At 66.6% G+C, this 16983-nt stretch carries 13 protein-coding genes; 10 read left to right on the forward strand and 3 right to left on the reverse strand.

Going from position 1 to position 16983, the window contains the following annotated elements:
- The first annotated feature begins 35 nt into the window (after positions 1–35).
- A complete protein-coding gene (locus ASD55_RS08645; protein ID WP_056765268.1) occupies positions 36–719 on the forward strand; it encodes an SDR family NAD(P)-dependent oxidoreductase in 684 nt (227 codons plus the stop codon).
- A gap of 21 nt (positions 720–740) precedes the next feature.
- Positions 741–1298 (forward strand): DUF3228 family protein, encoded by a 558-nt coding sequence (locus tag ASD55_RS08650; protein ID WP_056765271.1) that lies wholly within the window; start codon positions 741–743, stop codon positions 1296–1298.
- 69 nt (positions 1299–1367) lie between these two features.
- On the opposite strand, the gene ASD55_RS08655 is transcribed toward ASD55_RS08650, so the two are convergent.
- Positions 1368–2420, reverse strand: a complete 1053-nt coding sequence (locus tag ASD55_RS08655) for an NAD(P)-dependent alcohol dehydrogenase (protein WP_056765273.1) — start codon at positions 2418–2420, stop codon at positions 1368–1370.
- Positions 2421–2666: 246 nt separating this feature from the next.
- Here ASD55_RS08655 and ASD55_RS08660 point away from each other — a divergent pair, with 246 nt between their 5' ends.
- Positions 2667–4166, forward strand: coding sequence for a catalase (locus ASD55_RS08660; RefSeq protein ID WP_056765276.1), 1500 nt, complete (start codon positions 2667–2669; stop codon positions 4164–4166).
- A 72-nt stretch (positions 4167–4238) separates the two neighbouring features.
- Here the strand turns inward: ASD55_RS08660 and ASD55_RS08665 are convergent, their stop codons facing one another.
- Positions 4239–6158 (reverse strand): winged helix-turn-helix domain-containing protein, encoded by a 1920-nt coding sequence (locus ASD55_RS08665; protein WP_056765279.1) that lies wholly within the window; start codon positions 6156–6158, stop codon positions 4239–4241.
- Positions 6159–6358: 200 nt separating this feature from the next.
- Here ASD55_RS08665 and ASD55_RS08670 point away from each other — a divergent pair, with 200 nt between their 5' ends.
- The 7 genes from ASD55_RS08670 (at position 6359) to ASD55_RS08700 (ending at position 15934) form a co-directional block, all read left to right on the forward strand.
- On the forward strand, positions 6359–7054 hold the full coding sequence (locus tag ASD55_RS08670; RefSeq protein ID WP_056765282.1) for a hypothetical protein: 696 nt from the start codon (positions 6359–6361) through the stop codon (positions 7052–7054).
- A 205-nt stretch (positions 7055–7259) separates the two neighbouring features.
- A complete protein-coding gene (locus ASD55_RS08675; protein ID WP_056718970.1) occupies positions 7260–7763 on the forward strand; it encodes a PepSY domain-containing protein in 504 nt (167 codons plus the stop codon).
- Positions 7764–7933: 170 nt separating this feature from the next.
- The gene (locus tag ASD55_RS08680) at positions 7934–10402 is read left to right on the forward strand and encodes a hybrid sensor histidine kinase/response regulator (protein WP_056765285.1); all 2469 of its coding nucleotides are present in this window, start codon (positions 7934–7936) and stop codon (positions 10400–10402) included.
- Between the two features lie 145 nt (positions 10403–10547).
- On the forward strand, positions 10548–11711 hold the full coding sequence (gene bhcC / locus ASD55_RS08685) for a 3-hydroxy-D-aspartate aldolase BhcC (RefSeq protein WP_056765289.1): 1164 nt from the start codon (positions 10548–10550) through the stop codon (positions 11709–11711).
- Between the two features lie 164 nt (positions 11712–11875).
- The gene (locus ASD55_RS08690) at positions 11876–12541 is read left to right on the forward strand and encodes a PadR family transcriptional regulator (RefSeq protein ID WP_056718964.1); all 666 of its coding nucleotides are present in this window, start codon (positions 11876–11878) and stop codon (positions 12539–12541) included.
- Positions 12542–12703: 162 nt separating this feature from the next.
- Positions 12704–13477, forward strand: a complete 774-nt coding sequence (locus tag ASD55_RS08695; RefSeq protein WP_056765291.1) for a siderophore-interacting protein — start codon at positions 12704–12706, stop codon at positions 13475–13477.
- A 462-nt stretch (positions 13478–13939) separates the two neighbouring features.
- Positions 13940–15934, forward strand: a complete 1995-nt coding sequence (locus ASD55_RS08700) for a multicopper oxidase domain-containing protein (protein ID WP_056765294.1) — start codon at positions 13940–13942, stop codon at positions 15932–15934.
- Between the two features lie 104 nt (positions 15935–16038).
- Here the strand turns inward: ASD55_RS08700 and ASD55_RS08705 are convergent, their stop codons facing one another.
- Positions 16039–16785, reverse strand: a complete 747-nt coding sequence (locus tag ASD55_RS08705; protein ID WP_056765297.1) for a hypothetical protein — start codon at positions 16783–16785, stop codon at positions 16039–16041.
- Positions 16786–16983: the final 198 nt, after the last annotated feature.

Here is a 16983-nt window from a genome sequence, read left to right on the forward strand (position 1 = left end):
GCTATCCTGTTCGGTGGACATCCCTGGAGAGCACCATGCAACTGAAGCAGCGACGCATCGCAATCACCGGCGGTTTCGGCACACTCGGCCTGGCGGCGGTGCGCGCGGCGCTCGACGCCGGTGCCAAGGTGGTGGCCATCGATCGGGCCGATCCGCCGGCCGGCGGCATTGCCCAGGCAACCTGTCTCGGTGGCGTCGACCTGGCTGATCCGCAGTCGGCGAAACAGGCGATGACCGCAGCGGCCGCTGCCCTCGGCGGCCTCGACGCGCTGGTCAATATCGCCGGCACCTTCCGCTACGAAAACGTCGCCGACGGCAGCGTGGATACCTGGGACCTGCTGTATCGGGTCAATCTGCGCACCGCCGTGGCGGCAAGCCAGGCCGCGCTGGAACACCTGCAGGCCGGTGGCCGCATCATCAACATCGGCGCGGCGTCCGCCGTGAAGGCGGGCGCAGGCGTCGGCGCCTACACCGCATCCAAGTCCGGCGTGATGCGCTTCACCGAAGCGCTGGCCGAGGAGCTGAAGGAACGCGACATCACCGTCAACGCGCTGCTGCCCAGCATCATCGACACGGCACCCAATCGCGCCGACATGCCCAAGGCCGACTTCTCCCGCTGGGTCAGGCCGGAGCAACTCGCCGACGTGATCGTGTTCCTGCTGTCGGAACAGTCCTCCGCGATCACCGGTGCGCTGATCCCGGTGACCGGCCGCGTCTGAACGGGCTGGCTGGAACACGCCATGTCCATCGTCTTGACGCCATTCGCGCGCACCCGATTGTTCCCGCGCGACCGCCGCCGCAGCGCCATCCAGGATTGCAGCGCAGAGGAGTTCGAGCGGCACCTCGACACCGAAACACCGCTGCACGTACTCGACGGCTACGCGCCGTTCTGCAAGCTGCACGTGCATCGCAACTGGACGTCCACACGCTGCACCGCCACGCCGATCACCGAGGCCAATCGCCACCTGCTGCGTTCGGCCTACGAGGCGCGCAGCACCGAGGAACTGCCGGTGCTGGTGCGCTGGTTCGAAGGCATCGATCCGCCGGTCGCGAACTATCTGCTGCCGATCCTCTACAGCCGCGAGCAGCTGGCAAAGGAAGGCGCGCCGATCGACGCAGACTGGGGCGTGGTGGGCTGCCTCTACACCGCCGAGCCGGAAGAGATTCCGATGGTGCCGATCACCATGCTGCGCAATGCGCTGGGCGTGGAGGAAGGCGGCTCGGGCGTGCCGCTGGATCGCGCGGCGTATCGACAGGCGGTGGCATTCTGGGAGCGGCATGCGAACTGGCGGGGGTGAGAAGAACGACCCCGCAAGAGCGACCCCACCCCAACCCTCCCCTGCGTGCAGGGGAGGGAGCGCAACGGATCAGCCGGCCAGCGAGCTGTTGTCGATCACGAAGCGGTACTTCACCTCGCCCTTGACCATGCGGTCGTAGGCTTCGTCGATCTGCTGGGCGCGGATCATCTCGATGTCGGAGACGATGCTCTTGTCGGCGCAGAAATCCAGCATCTCCTGGGTTTCGGCGATGCCGCCGATCAGCGAACCGGCGATCGCGCGGCGCTTGAAGATCAGGTTGGCGATGTTCGGTGACGGATGCGGGTGCTCCGGCACGCCGACCAGCACCATGGTGCCGTCGCGCTTGAGCAGGCTGGTGAAGGCATCCAGCGAATGGCTGGCGGCCACGGTGTTGAGGATGAAGTCGAAGCTGCTGGCGTGCGCCTTCATCTCGTCGGCATTGCGCGACACCACCACCTCGTTCGCACCCAGGTCCAGCGCCGCCTGGCGCTTGCCGTCCGAGGTGGTGAACGCCACCACGTGCGCGCCCATCGCGTGGGCAAGCTTCACGCCCATATGGCCCAGACCGCCGATGCCGACCACGCCGACCTTGCTGCCGGGACCGACCTTCCAGTGCCGCAGGGGCGAGTAGGTGGTGATGCCGGCGCACAGCAGCGGCGCGACCGCCGCCAGTTGCTCTTCCGGATGACGGATCTTCAGCACGAACTTCCTGTCCACCACGATGCGCTGCGAATAGCCGCCCAAGGTGTGTCCCGGCGCGTCCGGCGTGGGGCCGTTGTAGGTGCCGACGAAACCGTTCTCGCAATACTGCTCCAGCCCCTCGTCGCAGGCCGCGCAGTGCTGGCAGCTGCCGACCAGGCAGCCCACGCCCACGGTGTCGCCGACCTTGAAGCCAGTGACTTCATGGCCCACGGCGCTGACGTGGCCGACGATCTCGTGACCGGGCACGCAGGGATAGAGCGTGCCGCCCCACTCCGAGCGCACGGTATGCAGGTCGGAATGGCAGACGCCGCAGTAGGCGATCTCGATCTGCACATCTTGCGGTCCGGGCGCGCGGCGCTCGATGTCCAGGGACTGCAACGGCTTGTCGGCAGCATGGGCGCCGTAGGCTTTGGTAGTCATGGCATTTCCTTGGGTTGGGGAATCGTGGGGGAACAGGAGAATCAGGCGACCAGCCCTACACGATATTCCTGATCGCCCCTCTTCTCCATCCCTCCGGCCAGCGGCCGTGAAAGCCGGTGCCGGGTCGCGGACCGGGATGACCCTGCCTATCGTGCCGATCGGAAAAACCGAATGGCTTGTTTGGGTGCATGAGGGCAGACTCGATCGGGTTACCCCGGCTGGCCATCATCGAAGGAGGCAATCCCCATGTCCCATGACCCGAACAAGCCCGACGGCGACTCCACCACCGGCTCCGGTGCGCCCGCCGTCAGCGACCGCAATTCGCTGACCATCGGCCCGAACGGCCCGATCCTGCTGCACGACGTGCACTTCCTCGAACAGATGGCGCACTTCAACCGCGAGAAGGTGCCCGAGCGCCAGCCGCACGCCAAGGGCGCCGGCGCATTCGGCGTGCTGGAGATTTCCGAAGACGTTTCGGCCTATACGAAAGCGGCGCTGTTCCGGAAGGGCGCGAAGACCGACATGCTGGCTCGCTTCTCCACCGTGGCCGGCGAATCGGGCAGCCCGGATACCTGGCGCGACGTGCGCGGCTTCTCGCTGAAGTTCTACACCGACGAAGGCAACTACGACCTGGTCGGCAACAACACCCCGGTGTTCTTCCTGCGTGACCCGATCAAGTTCCCGCACTTCATCCGCAGCCAGAAGCGCCTGCCCGACTCGGGCCTGCGCGACAACCACATGCAATGGGACTTCTGGACGTCCAATCCGGAAACCGCCCATCAGGTCACCTACGTGATGGGCGAGCGCGGCCTGCCGCGCACCTGGCGGCACATGAACGGCTACGGTTCGCACACCTACATGTGGATCAACGCTGCCGGCGAGAAGTTCTGGGTGAAGTACCACTTCCACACCCGCCAGGGCATGGCCTTCTTCAACAACGCCGAAGCCGCCGCGATGGCCGGCGAGAACGCCGACTTCCATCGCGCCGACCTGTTCAACGCAATCAAACGCGGCGACTTCCCGGTGTGGGATCTGTCGGTGCAGGTGATGCCGTATGCCGAGGCGAAGAACTACCGCTTCAATCCGTTCGATCTCACCAAGGTCTGGCCGCACAAGGACTACCCGTTGATCAAGGTCGGCACGATGACCTTGAACCGCAATCCGGAGAACTTCTTCGCGCAGATCGAGCAGGCCGCGTTCTCGCCGGGCAACACCGTGCCGGGCATCGGCCTGTCGCCGGACAAGATGCTGCTGGGCCGGGCGTTCGCCTACGCCGACGCGCAGCGCAACCGCATCGGCACCAACTTCCATCAACTGCCGGTGAACCAGCCCAAGGTACCGGTGAACACGTACATGTTCGACGGCCAGATGGCCTACCACCACAGCGGCAACGCACCGGTGCACGCACCCAACAGCGGCGGCCGCCCGTGGTCGGACGAGACTGGCGCGGTCGAGAACGGCTGGGAAGCCGACGGCGACATGGTGCGCAGCGCCTATACATTACACGCAAAGGACGACGACTTCGGCCAAGCCGGTACCCTGGTGCGCGACGTGTGGAACGACGCCCAGCGCGCGCAGTTCGTCGACCAGGTCGCCGGCAGTCTGCTCGGCGGCGTGCGCAGCCCGGTGCTGGAACGCGCCTTCGCGTACTGGAAGAACGTTGACGCCACCGTTGGCCAGCAGATCGAGGACAAGGTGCGCGCCGGCAGTGCGCCGGAACCGGCCGAAGGCATGGGCGAAGGCTAAGTCGATCGCGGAGTCGGATGCGCCGTCTGCGCACGGTGCATCCGACTCCGCGCGATGGTCGTCAGCGCAGCTCTATTCGCAGACGAAATCGGCGCCGAGCGGATGGCAGAAGTCGGGCCAGCCGTAGACACGCCAGTATTCGACCAGTCCCAGGTCGATCACGATCTTCCTGAAGCCGGGCAGCTTGCGCACGTCGCGCAGCAACGGTTGCCATAACGGCGCCGTGTCGCCCATCTCCGGCGCAGCTTTCGCCAGCAGGTCGAGTGCCAGTTCCGGCTGGTGATAGTAGGCAGCCCACCAGATCAGCATGTCGGCGGGATCGGGGGCAGCAGCAGCGCGGCGAAGCGCGTTCGCCGCACCGGCGGGTGCATCGAGGAACTTCGCCATCGCGTGGTCCAGGCGAAAGTCCGCGGCGCTGTCGGGTATCGAGGCCAGGCGTCTGTCGATCTCCGCCCGGTTCCGCGTGGTGAGCGCGGCGATCAGGCCGGCCCTGAGCAGGGGCAACTCGAAGCCCTTGAGCTTGCGGCCACGGTCGACCTCGGCAAGCGCGCCGGCGGGGTTGCCGTCAGCCAGGTAGGCCGAACCCAGGAAGCCCGCAAACTCGACAACGAACGGGTCTTCGGCCCGTGCGCGCTCGAGCTCGAGGATGGCTTCATGCACGCGACCGACCTCAAGCAGGAAAACGCCACGCGGCGCGTGCGCCTGGTTGGCCATCCCGTACCGGGCATAAGCCGCCTGCAGCTGTTCAAACACGGACGCGGCCTTCAACCAGTGGCCGCGCCGCGATTCGGCGATGCCGCTTTCCAGCAACACCTGCGGCGCGTCCGGCGTCAGCGTGCTTGCTCGCTCAAGCGCCATCGCGGCTTGCTGGCGCCATTCGGCGGCGCGCGCGGGGACGACGAAGGCGCCATTGATGCAGGCCGTGTGGAGTCCCGCCCAGCCGATCGAGAACTGCGGATCGAGCGCGACGGCACGCTGCATGTGCGCGATGGCCTGGGCCTGCGCCTCCGGCGTCGAATCCACGGTGAGTTCCATGCCGCGCAGGTATTCGTCATAGGCGGCGACATTGCGCGTCATGCCCGGTACACGCCCCACGTTGCCGACGCCGAACAGATCGCCCACGCCGAGCCTGACCTGCAGCGCATCGGCCGCGGATCGGGCGATCTCGTCCTGGATCACGAAAATGTCGTCGAGTTTGCGCTCGTAGGTCTGTGACCACAGCTGGTCACCGCTGCGCGCATCGCTCAGCTGCGCGCTGATGCGCACTCGATTGCCGGCCTTGCGCACGCTGCCGCGCAGGATGTGGTCGACGCCCAGCGCGGCACCGATCGTGCGCAGGTCGTCGCTGCTGTCCCTGAACCGGAACGACGACGCGCGCCCGGTCACGCGCAGGCCGCGAACACGTGACAACGCGTCCAGCAGCTCCGTCGTGATCCCGTCGGCGAAATAGGCCTGCTCGGGATCGGAGGAAAGGTTCTCGAACGGGAGCACGGCAACCGACGGTGCCGCCACGCTGCGTGCGTCGCGATGGAAGTTCAGCGCGAACAGCGCCAACAGCGAAAGGCCGATCAGCGCGACGCCGAGCAAGGCGGTGATCCACCCCGGGCGGTGCGTCTTCGCACCATCCGCCGGTGCCGGGCGAACGGCCGGCACCGAATGCGGGGTGGCTCCAATCACCTCCACCGGGACCGTCAGCCGATAACCACGCTTGGGAATCGTCTCGATGTGACGCGCGCCGTCATCAGCATCGTCGAGGACCTGCCGCAACTGGCGAATGGCGACGTAAACCGATCCCTCGCCCACCACCACGCCCTTCCAGACCTGCGCCATCAGTTCGTCGATCGAGACGACCGCCCCGTCCTGCCGGGCCAGCACGACCAGCACGTCCATGGCGCGCGGCTCGACGCGGATCGACCGGTCGTCGCGTTCGAGCAGGTTGAGGTCGGGGTGCGCCGTCCACGCGCCGATCCGGATGCTTGCCACCTCGCTCACTGCCGCCCTCCGCCAATCCTGCGCGAAAATTAAGACGTTCCTCAGGCCCCCGTTGCGGCTCGATTGTAGCGTCGTACCGTTCGTTCAAACGCATCGGGAGACGCATCATGCAAGCCGACGGCTGGAACACCGGAACAAGCCTTGACGCGGGACCCGCGCCGCGGCCCCGGAGGGCATTCGCGACCGCGCCAAATCCGGGCGTGGCCCACCATTTCTTCGTCGGCATCGGCGTCTGGTGCATCCTGCTTGCCCTCGTCGGCTTCGTGCCGAGCTTCCAGGCGGCCTTCGCGGGTGAGTTCCGCATTCCGCCGATCGTGCACGTCCACGGCGCCGTCATGATGGGCTGGCTGCTGCTCTACACCGCGCAGGCTGGCCTGGTCACCCGGGGCAACCTGCGCCGGCATCGACAGATGGGCTGGCTGGCGACCGGCTGGGCCAGTGCCGTCTGGATATCGATGGGCGTCGCCACCGTCGCCGCCCTGCAGCAATACACGCCGGACGAGGCGCCGTTCCTGGTCAAGCCGCTGTTGATCCAGCTCGGGACGCTGGTGGTCTTTCCGGTCTTCTTCATCGGCGCCGTGCTCGCCCGGCGACAGGCGGGCTGGCACAAGCGGCTGATGACCCTGGCCACCTTCGTGCTCGTGCAGGCCGCGCTGGATCGCATGCGCTGGCTGCCGGACCTGGGCCTGCCCGGATTCTGGGAAGCCGGCGTGCGCGGTTACGTGTTGCTGCTGTTGCCACTGGCCAGCTTCGACCTCTTCACGCTCAGGCGCATCCATCCCGCCACCCTGCTCGGCGCCGGCCTGATCGTCGCGATGCATGGCGTGGTCAGTTTCTACTGGGCCGACGATGGCTGGAACCAGCTCGCGCGCCATGCCTGGATGGGGTTGCGTTGACGGCAAGCGTGCGGGGTGGCCGAACGTGAACCGCAACCGTGCCTTCACCCGGAGATCACGCCTCTTTTCACGCCGCCGTTCCCGACGCGGTGCTTCCCTCGGCGTGTCGAGTCGGCCAGCGGATCGGATCCGGACCTGCACGTCTTGAACCTTCACCCGGTGCGCCGACGACACCGTTCGTACTCAACAGCCCAAGGAGTTCACCATGATCAAGCGCCTGCTTCCCCTGTTGATCGGATTGTCGGTTTGCGGTGCGGCCTTCGCGCAGGAGATGCCCGCCACCAGCCAGTCGGCGACCACGACCACGCAGACCACCACCACGGTTTCCACCTGGACCACGCAGCCACCCAGCGGCGCGTTGAGCGAGGACGCGATCAAGACCGCGGTCGCCGATGCCGGCTACAAGGAAGTGAAGGGCCTGAAGTTCAAGGACGGCGTTTGGCACGGCAAGGCCCGCGGCGGCAACAAGCAGTGGGTGAAGCTGGCGGTGGGGCCGGTCAACGGCAAGGTCTATGTCGATGACGCGCCCTCGAAACTGGACAAGGACGAAGTCAGCGCCAAGCTGGCCGCCGCCGGGTACCAGAAGATCCACGACGTGGAATACGAACACGGCCTGTGGAGCGCCGATGCGGAAACCTCGCACGGCCACGACGTCGACCTGCTGGTCGATCCGGATGACGGCAGCGTGGTGGCCAAATCGCGCGACTGATGCCGGGCGTCCAGATGGCCCGGTCCCGGCGCGTGACGACGCGCCGGTTTTTTTTGTCGTGAAGAACCCACCAGCCCTGGGCCAAGCAACCCGATTGCATTCACACCCGTGCCGCAGCGATGGTAGCCTGCCACCTGCAGCAGCTTTTCTGACCCGAATGGTCTGACTTCATGGCGGATGCTTCATTTCTGGCGGGCGGCGACGAAATGGGTGCGTTGATGCGTGCCCACGACTGGGCATCGCATCCGCTGGGCAAGCCGCAGCTGTGGCCCCAGGCACTGCGTACCGCCATCCGGCTGATGCTCAATTCGCGCCACCAGATGGGCATGTTCTGGGGCAGCGAGGCAATCTGGTTCTACAACGACGCCTACGCGCAGACGCTTACCGTCGAGCGCCATCCCTGCTCGCTCGGCCTGCCCGGTCGCCAGGTATGGCCGGAGATCTGGACGGACATCGGCGCCCAGGTCAGTCAGGTGATGGCCGGCGGCAGCGCCACCTGGCACGAGAACCAGCATCTGGTCCTGCAGCGCAATGGTCGCGACGAGGACACCTACTGGACCTACAGCTACAGCCCCATCGACGACGAATCCGCGCCCGGCGGCGTGGGCGGCGTGCTGGTGGTGTGCACCGAGACCACCGAGCAGGTGCTGGTGTCCCGCCGCGCGGTGGAGGAGCGCCAGCGCCTGGCCGAACTGTTCGAACAGACGCCGTCGTTCATGGCCTTGCTGCGCGGACCCGAACACATTTTCGAGCTGACCAACCCCAGCTACGTCCGCCTGATCGGCGAACGCAACGTGCTCGGCCGTTCGGTGGCCGAGGCCCTGCCCGACGCGGCCGCCCAGGGTTTTGTGGGCCTGCTCGATACCGTTTATGACAGTGGCGAGCCCTACGTGGCAATGGCGACGCCGTTCGCGATGCAGCCGGCACCCGGTGCGCCGATCAGCCAGCGCTACCTGGACTTCGTCTACCAGCCAATCAGGAATGCGCTGGGCGAAGTCACCGGCATCTTCGTCGAAGGCACCGACGTCACCGAACGCGCGCTGGCGGAAAACGCGCTGCGTTCCAGCGAGGCGCGCCTGCGTATGCTCAATGCCAACCTGGAGCTGCAAGTCGCCCGACGCATGCACGGTCGCGCGCGCACCTGGCAGCTGAGCACCGACCTCATGGGCGTACTCAATGCCGAGGGCATCTTCGAGCTGTCCAACCCCGCCTGGCAATCGGTGCTGGGCTGGCCGGAGGAGACCATCGCGCGCACCCCGTTCTTCGACTTCCTGCATCCCGACGACCTGGCCCGCAACCGGCTGGCGTTCGCCCGCGCCATCGAGCTAGGCGAACCGGCGCTGTGCTTCGAGAATCGCTACCGCCACGCCGGTGGTGGCTACCGCTGGCTGTCGTGGGTGGCCATTCCCGAAGACGACAAGGTCTACTGCAGCGCGCGCGACATCACGGCCGACAAGGAAGCCGCCGAATCGCTGGCGCGCACCGAGGCCGCCTTGCGCCAGTCGCAGAAGATGGAAGCCGTGGGCAAGCTCACCGGCGGCCTCGCGCACGACTTCAACAACCTGCTCGGCGGCATCATGGGCGCGATGGAAGCGGCGCGGGCAAAGCTCGACCAGGGCAAGATCGAGGACGTGCCGCGCTACCTCACGCTCGGCGAAACGGCAGTGCGCCGGGCCGCCTCGCTGACCCAGCGTCTGCTGGCCTTTTCCCGTCAGCAGACCCTCGATCCGCGCTCCACCGACATCAACCGGCTGGTGGCCGGCATGGAAGAGCTGATCCGCCGCACCATCGGTCCGGCGATCCAGCTGGAAGTGGTCGGTGCCGGTGGCCTGTGGCCCAGCCTGGTCGATCCGCCGCAGCTGGAAAGCGCCCTGCTCAACCTGTGCATCAACGCGCGCGACGCGATGCCGGACGGCGGTCGCCTCACCATCGAGACGGCCAACCGCTCGCTGGACGAATACGCGGCGGCGGCCTGCGAACTCGAACCGGGCCAGTACGTCTCGCTCAGCGTCACCGACAACGGCAGCGGCATGACACCCGAGGTCATCGCCCGCGCCTTCGACCCGTTCTTCACCACCAAGGCGATCGGCCAGGGCACCGGCCTGGGCCTGTCGATGGTCTACGGCTTCGCCCGCCAGTCCGGCGGCCAGGCGCGCATCTATTCCGAACCGGGCACCGGCTCCACCCTGTGCATCTACCTGCCCCGCCATCACGAGCCCGCCGTCGACCCTGAAACCACGCAGCCGGCGCGCCTGGCCGAAGCGCCGCCGCAAAGCGAGACGATCCTGGTGGTCGAGGACGAACCCTCGATCCGCGAACTGGTCTGCGAAGTCCTGGCCGATGCCGGCTACACCGTCCTGCAGGCCGGCGATGGCAGCGCCGGCCTGCACATCCTGCAGACCGGCACCACGATCGACCTGCTGATCACCGACGTGGGCCTGCCCGGCGCCATGAACGGTCGCCAGATGGCCGACACCGCACGCAGCACCCGCCCGCAACTGAAAATCCTGTTCATGACCGGCTACGCCGAGAACTCCATCGTCGGCAACGGCAACCTCGAACCGGACATGCACGTGTTGACCAAACCGTTTTCACTGGACGTGTTGCGGCGCAGGATCCGAGACATCCTGCCGGGCTGAGATCCCTGCCTGGCGGCGCTTCGACTCCGTCCGCCGCGCGGGCTACGCTCAGCGCGAACGGGGACGGGACATGTGCCGGCCGAGTCGATCCTCATCGCGGACGCATGACCATCCCCACCACCAACCGAAAGCTGCGGAGAGTCACGTGCACGCGAGGACAGATTCCAGCCATGGCGATGTCGGTTATGACATCCCCGCCCTGCCCGGCATGGACGAGTCGGACATCCAGACGCCTTGCCTGGTGCTCGATCTCGACGCGCTGGAGCGCAACATCGTGAAGATGGGCGACTACGCGAAAGCGCACGGCATGCACCACCGCAGCCACGGCAAGATGCACAAATCGGTCGACGTGCAGAAGCTGCAGGAACGCCTGGGTGGCGCGGTGGGCGTGTGCTGCCAGAAGGTGTCCGAAGCCGAGGCCTTCGCTCGTGGCGGCATTCGCGACATCCTGGTGTCGAACCAGGTGCGCGACCCGGCCAAGATCGATCGGCTCGCCCGCCTGCCGCATCACGGCGCGCGCATCATCATCTGCGTCGACGACGAAGCCAACGTGGCCGAGCTTTCCGCCGCCGCGCAAACACACGGCAGCACTCTCGAATGCCTGGTCGAAATCGACTGCGGCGCAGGCCGCTGCGGGGTGGCCACCACTGGCGAGGCGATCGCGATCGCCAGGGCCATCGACGCAGCGCCGGCCCTGGTTTTCGGCGGCATCCAGGCCTACCAGGGCGCCATGCAGCATCTGGAAAACTACGCGGACCGCAAGGCCAGACTCGACGAGGCCATCGCCATGGTGAGGATCATCGTCGATGGCCTGAACGCGGCCGGCTTGCCCCCGCGACTCGTTACCGGCGGCGGCACGGGGTCGTATCCTTTCGAGTCCGGATCGGGCGTCTACAACGAACTCCAATGCGGCAGCTACGCCTTCATGGACGCGGACTACGGACGCATCCGCGACAGCGACGGCCGGCGCATCGACCAAGGCGAATGGGAGAACGCGCTGTTCGTCCTGACCTCGGTGATGAGCCACGCCAAGCCCGGCCAGGCCGTGTGCGATGCCGGCCTCAAGTCGATGTCGCTGGACAGCGGCCTGCCCGTCATCCACGGCCGCGACGACGTGCGCTACCTCGGCGCCTCGGACGAGCACGGCGTGATCGCGGACGTGAACGACGTCCTGCGCATCAACGAAAAGCTGAAACTCGTTCCCGGCCATTGCGACCCGACCTGCAACCTGCACGACTGGTACGTCGGCGTACGCCACGGCAAGGTCGAGGTGGTCTGGCCGGTGTCGGCGCGCGGCAAGAGCTATTGAGGATTGGCCGCAGGCCGCCTGGTCATTCGCTCCGACATGTAACGCGCGCACCTGATCCGGCCCGGTCGATGGCCGGATTCCGCCAGCACGCTTGCTCAAGTATTGATTTAGATATATCTAAAGATGTATCGTCCGACACTCTTTCGATATATCGAAATCTGCCCATGCGCCTGCATCATCGACTGCTGGACGCCCTGCGGGAGCGTCATCACCACCATCATCATTTCGATCCATGCGGGGTCGCACACGGGGAGCATGCGCACGAATGGCATGCGGGCCGTGGCGGCTTCGGCGGACGCCACGACGCGGATTTCCCCGGCGGCTGGGAAGGCCTGCGCGGCGGCGGGCGACGTGGCGGCGGCGGTGGCCGCATGTTCGGCCATGGCGACCTGAAGCTGCTGCTGCTGGCGCTGATCGAGCAACAGCCGCGCCACGGCTACGAGATGATCCGCATGATCGAGGACATGTTCCACGGTCACTACACGCCCAGCCCCGGCGCCGTCTATCCCACCCTCAACATGCTCGAGGACATGGGCCACGCGGAAGTCGCGCTCGAACAGGGCAATCGCAAGCTCTACTCCATCACCGAGGCCGGCCGCGAATTCCTCGACGAAAACCGCGAAGCGGTCGAGGCGATGACCGAACGCACCCGCCACAGTGCCCGCATGGCGGCGAAAATGTCGGCACCCATGGCGGTGCGCAAGGCCATGCACGCCCTGAAGCATGCACTACTGATGCGCAGCGAGTGGGACAAGGCCGAAGCACAGCGGGTCGCGGACGTGCTCGAGCGGGCGGCCCGCGAAATCGCCGCAGGCGCTCTCCGCGAGTGATCGGGCTCTGCGCCGGGTCACTCGCGCCGCGACAACTCATCGACCCTGCACGAGATGCTGCGGGCCGGTAGCCGCGTACCCGGCTACCGGCCCGGCTGAGAACCTCCTCCCCTGCGCCAGCCATCGCCAGCGCGCCCAACCGATGCCACGGAGACAGCCACGATGTCATCCCATACCCATCACAAGTTGCGACACGACCTGGTCAAACGCATGCTGCAAGTGACCCAGGTGCAGCGACTGAGCCCGCACATGCAGCGCGTGACGTTCGGCGGCGAAGAATTGCGCGGCTTCGTCAGCGCCGCGCCCGACGACCACGTGAAGCTGTTCTTCCCCAACAGCCAGGGCGACATCGTGCCGCCGGTCATGGGTCCCAATGGCCCCAGCTATCCGTCCGGCCGCGAATACTCGGCGATGCGCGACTACACCCCGCGCCGGTTCGACGCCGAGCGCAACGAACTGACCGTCGACTTCGTGCTGCATGGCGATGGCCCTGCCTCCGCCTGGGCGGAACAAGCGGTCGCGGGTCAGCAGCTCGGCGCGGGCGGCCCTCGCGGCTCGTTCGTGGTCGCCGATGACTTCGAGCACTACGTATTGATCGGTGACGAAACCGCGCTCCCCGCGATCGGCCGATGGCTGGAAGAGATGCCCGCGTCGGCGCGCGTCCACACACTGATCGAAATTCCCGAAGCCGCCGATCGCCAACCGCTGGCCTCGCCGAATGTCCGCTGGCTGGAGCGCAACGGTCGCCCCGGCGCGAGCAGCCAGCTGCTGGAGCAGGCACTGCAACAGATGACCATCCCGGCCGGAGACAGCTTCTACTGGATCGCCACCGAGTCCCGCCGCGCACGCGCCATGCGTCAATGGCTGGACGAACACCGGCAGGTGCCGAAGGAGTGGATTCGCGCCACCGGCTACTGGAGCGCAGCGGCCGAGTGAAGCGTGGGCTTGGAAATCTTCAGCGGGATTTTCCTGCGTCGTCCGAATGGGAACCGCTCCGTCGTGCGAGAACTTCATGCGGGATCACGAGCTCAGCTCTCGATGGTCACCCGGTAGTCGACCGCGGCCACCTTGATGATGCGAGCGCGTCGGGCGCCCATCGCCGATGTCGATGCCATGATGATTCCACACTGAAGAACAGACGTCCCGAAGCCAGATCCGTGATCAGCTCGTCGCAGGATCATGCGATGCGTCCCGCGTCGAAGGCTCATGCGTTGGCGTGATCAACCTGGACGGGAGTACCTTGTTCGATGGCAGATGCGATGCGCCTCCGCACGCCTTCGTTTTTGACACAGCCATGACGGACGAAGTGCGAGGTAATGGTCGTCATCATGCTTGTGCCCGGCGCGATCCATCGCCCGCAGCTTATCCCGACTCCTGCCCGTACCCGTGAGGTTTCGAATGATCGACTCAAACGGTCGTACCCCTTCCCATTCCGCCTGGCCCGTCATGGCCGCCACCGCGCTGCGTGTGGCGTTCGGCCTGATCTGGCTGGTGGGCGCCGCGCTCACCTGGATGGATAGCTTCGCCGCGCATTACGTGGGCTATTTGCACAACGCGGCAGAGGGGCAGCCGGCGTGGTCGGCGTGGTGGTTCAACCTGTGGATCGGCGTGGTGACGCCCCACGTCGGCTTGTTCGTGTGGCTGACCCGCATCGCCGAAACCACGCTGGCGCTGGCCCTGATCTTCGGCTTCGCGCGCAAGGTAACCTGCGTTCTCGGCCTCCTCTTCAGCCTGCTGATCTGGAGCACGGCCGAAGGTTTCGGCGGACCGTACTCGGTGGGCGTGACCAACATCGGCTCGGCGCTCAGCTACGTGCTGATCTTCGTCGCGCTGATCATCGTCAACTATCGCGTCGGACTCAGCCCGTACAGCGTCGACTACCTCATCGAGAAACGCTGGCCGGCCTGGCACAAGGTTTCGGGGTGGCATGAAACGATCGAGCCAGTCGACCTGACGCCGCTGCCCTGGCGGGTGCAGGCACCGGCGCTGGCGGGCGTCGTGATCCTGGCCGCGTTGCTGCTGGCCAGCCTGCAGAGCGCGCTCAACGTGAAGTCGGCCTCGCCGACCGCAGCCGCCGCCGCGGTGACGCCGCTGTCGCTGGCCTCCAGCGAACCGATCAAGGAGGCACGCGACGCGACCCTGCCGCCGGTGGCCACCGGCAACAGCGTGGACGTCCATATCGATTCCACCGACGACAAGGTGGAGATCGCCAGCGGCGTGGAATACCAGGCGTGGACCTTCGGCAAGAGCGTGCCCGGCCCCGCCATCCACGTGCGCGAAGGCCAGACGGTGAACCTGGTGTTCACCAACCGCGGCACGATGCAGCACTCGATCGACTTCCACTCGGCGATCACGCCACCCAGCCTGCACTACGTGGAAATCATGCCGGGCGAAAGCGTCACCTTCTCGTTCGTCGCCAAGGTCGCCGGTGCCTTCCTCTACCACTGCGGCACGCCGCCCACCCTGCTGCACATCGCCAACGGCATGTACGGCGCGATGATCGTGGACCCGGCTACCCCGCTGCCGCCGGCGGACAAGAGCTACGTGCTGGTGCAAGGCGAGTGGTACACGCAGCAGATCGCCGGCAAGCTGATGGGCAGCAACTACGACAAGATGCTGGAGATGCGCCCCGACGAAGTGGTGTTCAACGGCAAGGCGTTCCAGTACCGCGACCATCCGCTGACCGGCCGGGCCGGCGAGCGCGTGCGCATCTACATGGTGAACGCCGGGCCCAGCCTGTGGAGCGCGTTCCATGTCATCGGCGCGATCTTCGACAAGGTCTATCCCGGCGGCAATCCGGCACAGGCCATTGATGGCGTTTCGACCTATACCGTCGGCCCGGGCGAAGGCGCGGTGTTCGACCTCACCCTGGACGAGCCCGGCCACTACCCGTTCGTGGATCACTCCATGGCGCACGCGATGATCGGTGCGATCGGCGTGCTGGACATCGAGGGCGCGCCCGGCACCCCGGCCGCCGCACCCCCGGTCAGCAAGGCGGCGCCGCCAGCCGCCGGCGAGGCCAGCGCCCCGAAGGCGCCGACCGGTCCTTACGCCTACAGCCCCGAACGCGGCGCCACCGCTTACGCCACCTACTGCGCGGCCTGCCACCAGGCCAGCGGCATGGGCCTGCCGCAGACCTTCCCGCCGTTGAAAGGCAACAAGGTGGTGCTGGATGACAACCCGACCAGACACCTGCAGGTGATTCTCAACGGCCTGACCGGCGAGCCGATCGACGGCGTGGTCTGGCCCGGCGCCATGCCGCCCTTCGGCCCCAGCCTCAGCGATGCCGACATCGCCGACATCGCCAACCACGAGCGCACCTCCTGGGACAACAAGGCCAAACTGGTCACCGCCGCCGACGTGAAGGCAGCACGCACCGCGGGCGGGAAGTAGCAAAATTTCCCCGGATATCTTCGCCGGCCTGACAGGAAGCCCCTCACGCGGGGCTTCCGTCGCTGCAGCCCCCTCCTAACGAGACGGAAGATCCTGCCTGCGGCTCAGTGGCCGATCATGTGCAGCGTCAGCGCTTTCCAGGCGGCGTTGGGCAGCAAGCTCAACGCGGTGGCCTGGAGCAGCAGCACCCAGGCCAGACCCGCGATGTACGCGGGATGCAGGCGGCCACGCGTCAGCAAGTCGTAGGCGCCCAGGCCCAGCATCAGCAAGTCGCTACCCAGATAGACCGCAACCGCCGTACCCGCCAGACCGTCGCCGAGGGGTGCGGCGGCGAAGCCGTTGAGGAAGCGCCCGAAACCGGCGTCGCTGATGTAGATCAGCCCCATCAGCATCAGGCGCTTGTGGGCCGATGAGGTCTTGCGCAGCAGCAGCCCTGCTCCCGTCAACCCGGCGAAGCCCAGCATGTCGGTCAACTGGACGGCCAGGAATTCCGGCGTATCGCCCGTGGCCGCGTAGCGGATGCCGTGCACCACGATCGCCGCGGCGGGGCCCAGCACCAGCATCACCACGGCGAGGGCTGCGCCCGCGATGCCCAGCTTGCGGTGGATGTCCGGCCGGCCGTTGCGGATCAGCGCCACCTGCGTGGTGAACAGCACCAGATAGCCCACGAAGGCCACCGCGTGAACGTGGACGATCCAGGGATAGTCCAATCCGAACTTGCGCAGGTGACGGAAGCTGTCGGTGCCGAAACCCGACAACACCCCCAGCCACACAAGGGCGGTAAACAGCAGGAATGCCTGGCGATCCGCGCGAGGCTGCGCAGGAAAGTATCCAGAAGCGATCGCGGTCATCGTTTGCTCCCCGAGCAAAGCCACTGCGCCACGGAAAGCTAGACCCAATCTGCGGCGGATGCAATCGGCGGCTTGGGTGGCGGTCTTCGCAAGCGCGGCACGTGGAAAGACCGCATCGCCCTTTGCATGCGCCGCCGATCAGAAAGCCCGTCGCGGATCTTCAAGCGGTCGCAAATGAACCCTGCTCCGTTTTCCCGC

The sequence above is a fragment of the Rhodanobacter sp. Root561 genome, assembly GCF_001427365.1.
Lineage (GTDB): Bacteria > Pseudomonadota > Gammaproteobacteria > Xanthomonadales > Rhodanobacteraceae > Rhodanobacter.

Bases quoted from the DNA above. Each gene is read 5' to 3' on its own strand.
- ASD55_RS08705 (WP_056765297.1), bottom strand. From the start codon at position 16,785: ATGACCGCGATCGCTTCTGGATACTTTCCTGCGCAGCCTCGCGCGGAT.
- ASD55_RS08650 (WP_056765271.1), top strand. From the start codon at position 741: ATGTCCATCGTCTTGACGCCATTCGCGCGCACCCGATTGTTCCCGCGC.
- ASD55_RS08660 (WP_056765276.1), top strand. From the start codon at position 2,667: ATGTCCCATGACCCGAACAAGCCCGACGGCGACTCCACCACCGGCTCC.
- ASD55_RS08655 (WP_056765273.1), bottom strand. From the start codon at position 2,420: ATGACTACCAAAGCCTACGGCGCCCATGCTGCCGACAAGCCGTTGCAG.
- ASD55_RS08680 (WP_056765285.1), top strand. From the start codon at position 7,934: ATGGCGGATGCTTCATTTCTGGCGGGCGGCGACGAAATGGGTGCGTTG.
- ASD55_RS08695 (WP_056765291.1), top strand. From the start codon at position 12,704: ATGTCATCCCATACCCATCACAAGTTGCGACACGACCTGGTCAAACGC.
- ASD55_RS08645 (WP_056765268.1), top strand. From the start codon at position 36: ATGCAACTGAAGCAGCGACGCATCGCAATCACCGGCGGTTTCGGCACA.
- ASD55_RS08690 (WP_056718964.1), top strand. From the start codon at position 11,876: ATGCGCCTGCATCATCGACTGCTGGACGCCCTGCGGGAGCGTCATCAC.
- ASD55_RS08675 (WP_056718970.1), top strand. From the start codon at position 7,260: ATGATCAAGCGCCTGCTTCCCCTGTTGATCGGATTGTCGGTTTGCGGT.
- ASD55_RS08700 (WP_056765294.1), top strand. From the start codon at position 13,940: ATGATCGACTCAAACGGTCGTACCCCTTCCCATTCCGCCTGGCCCGTC.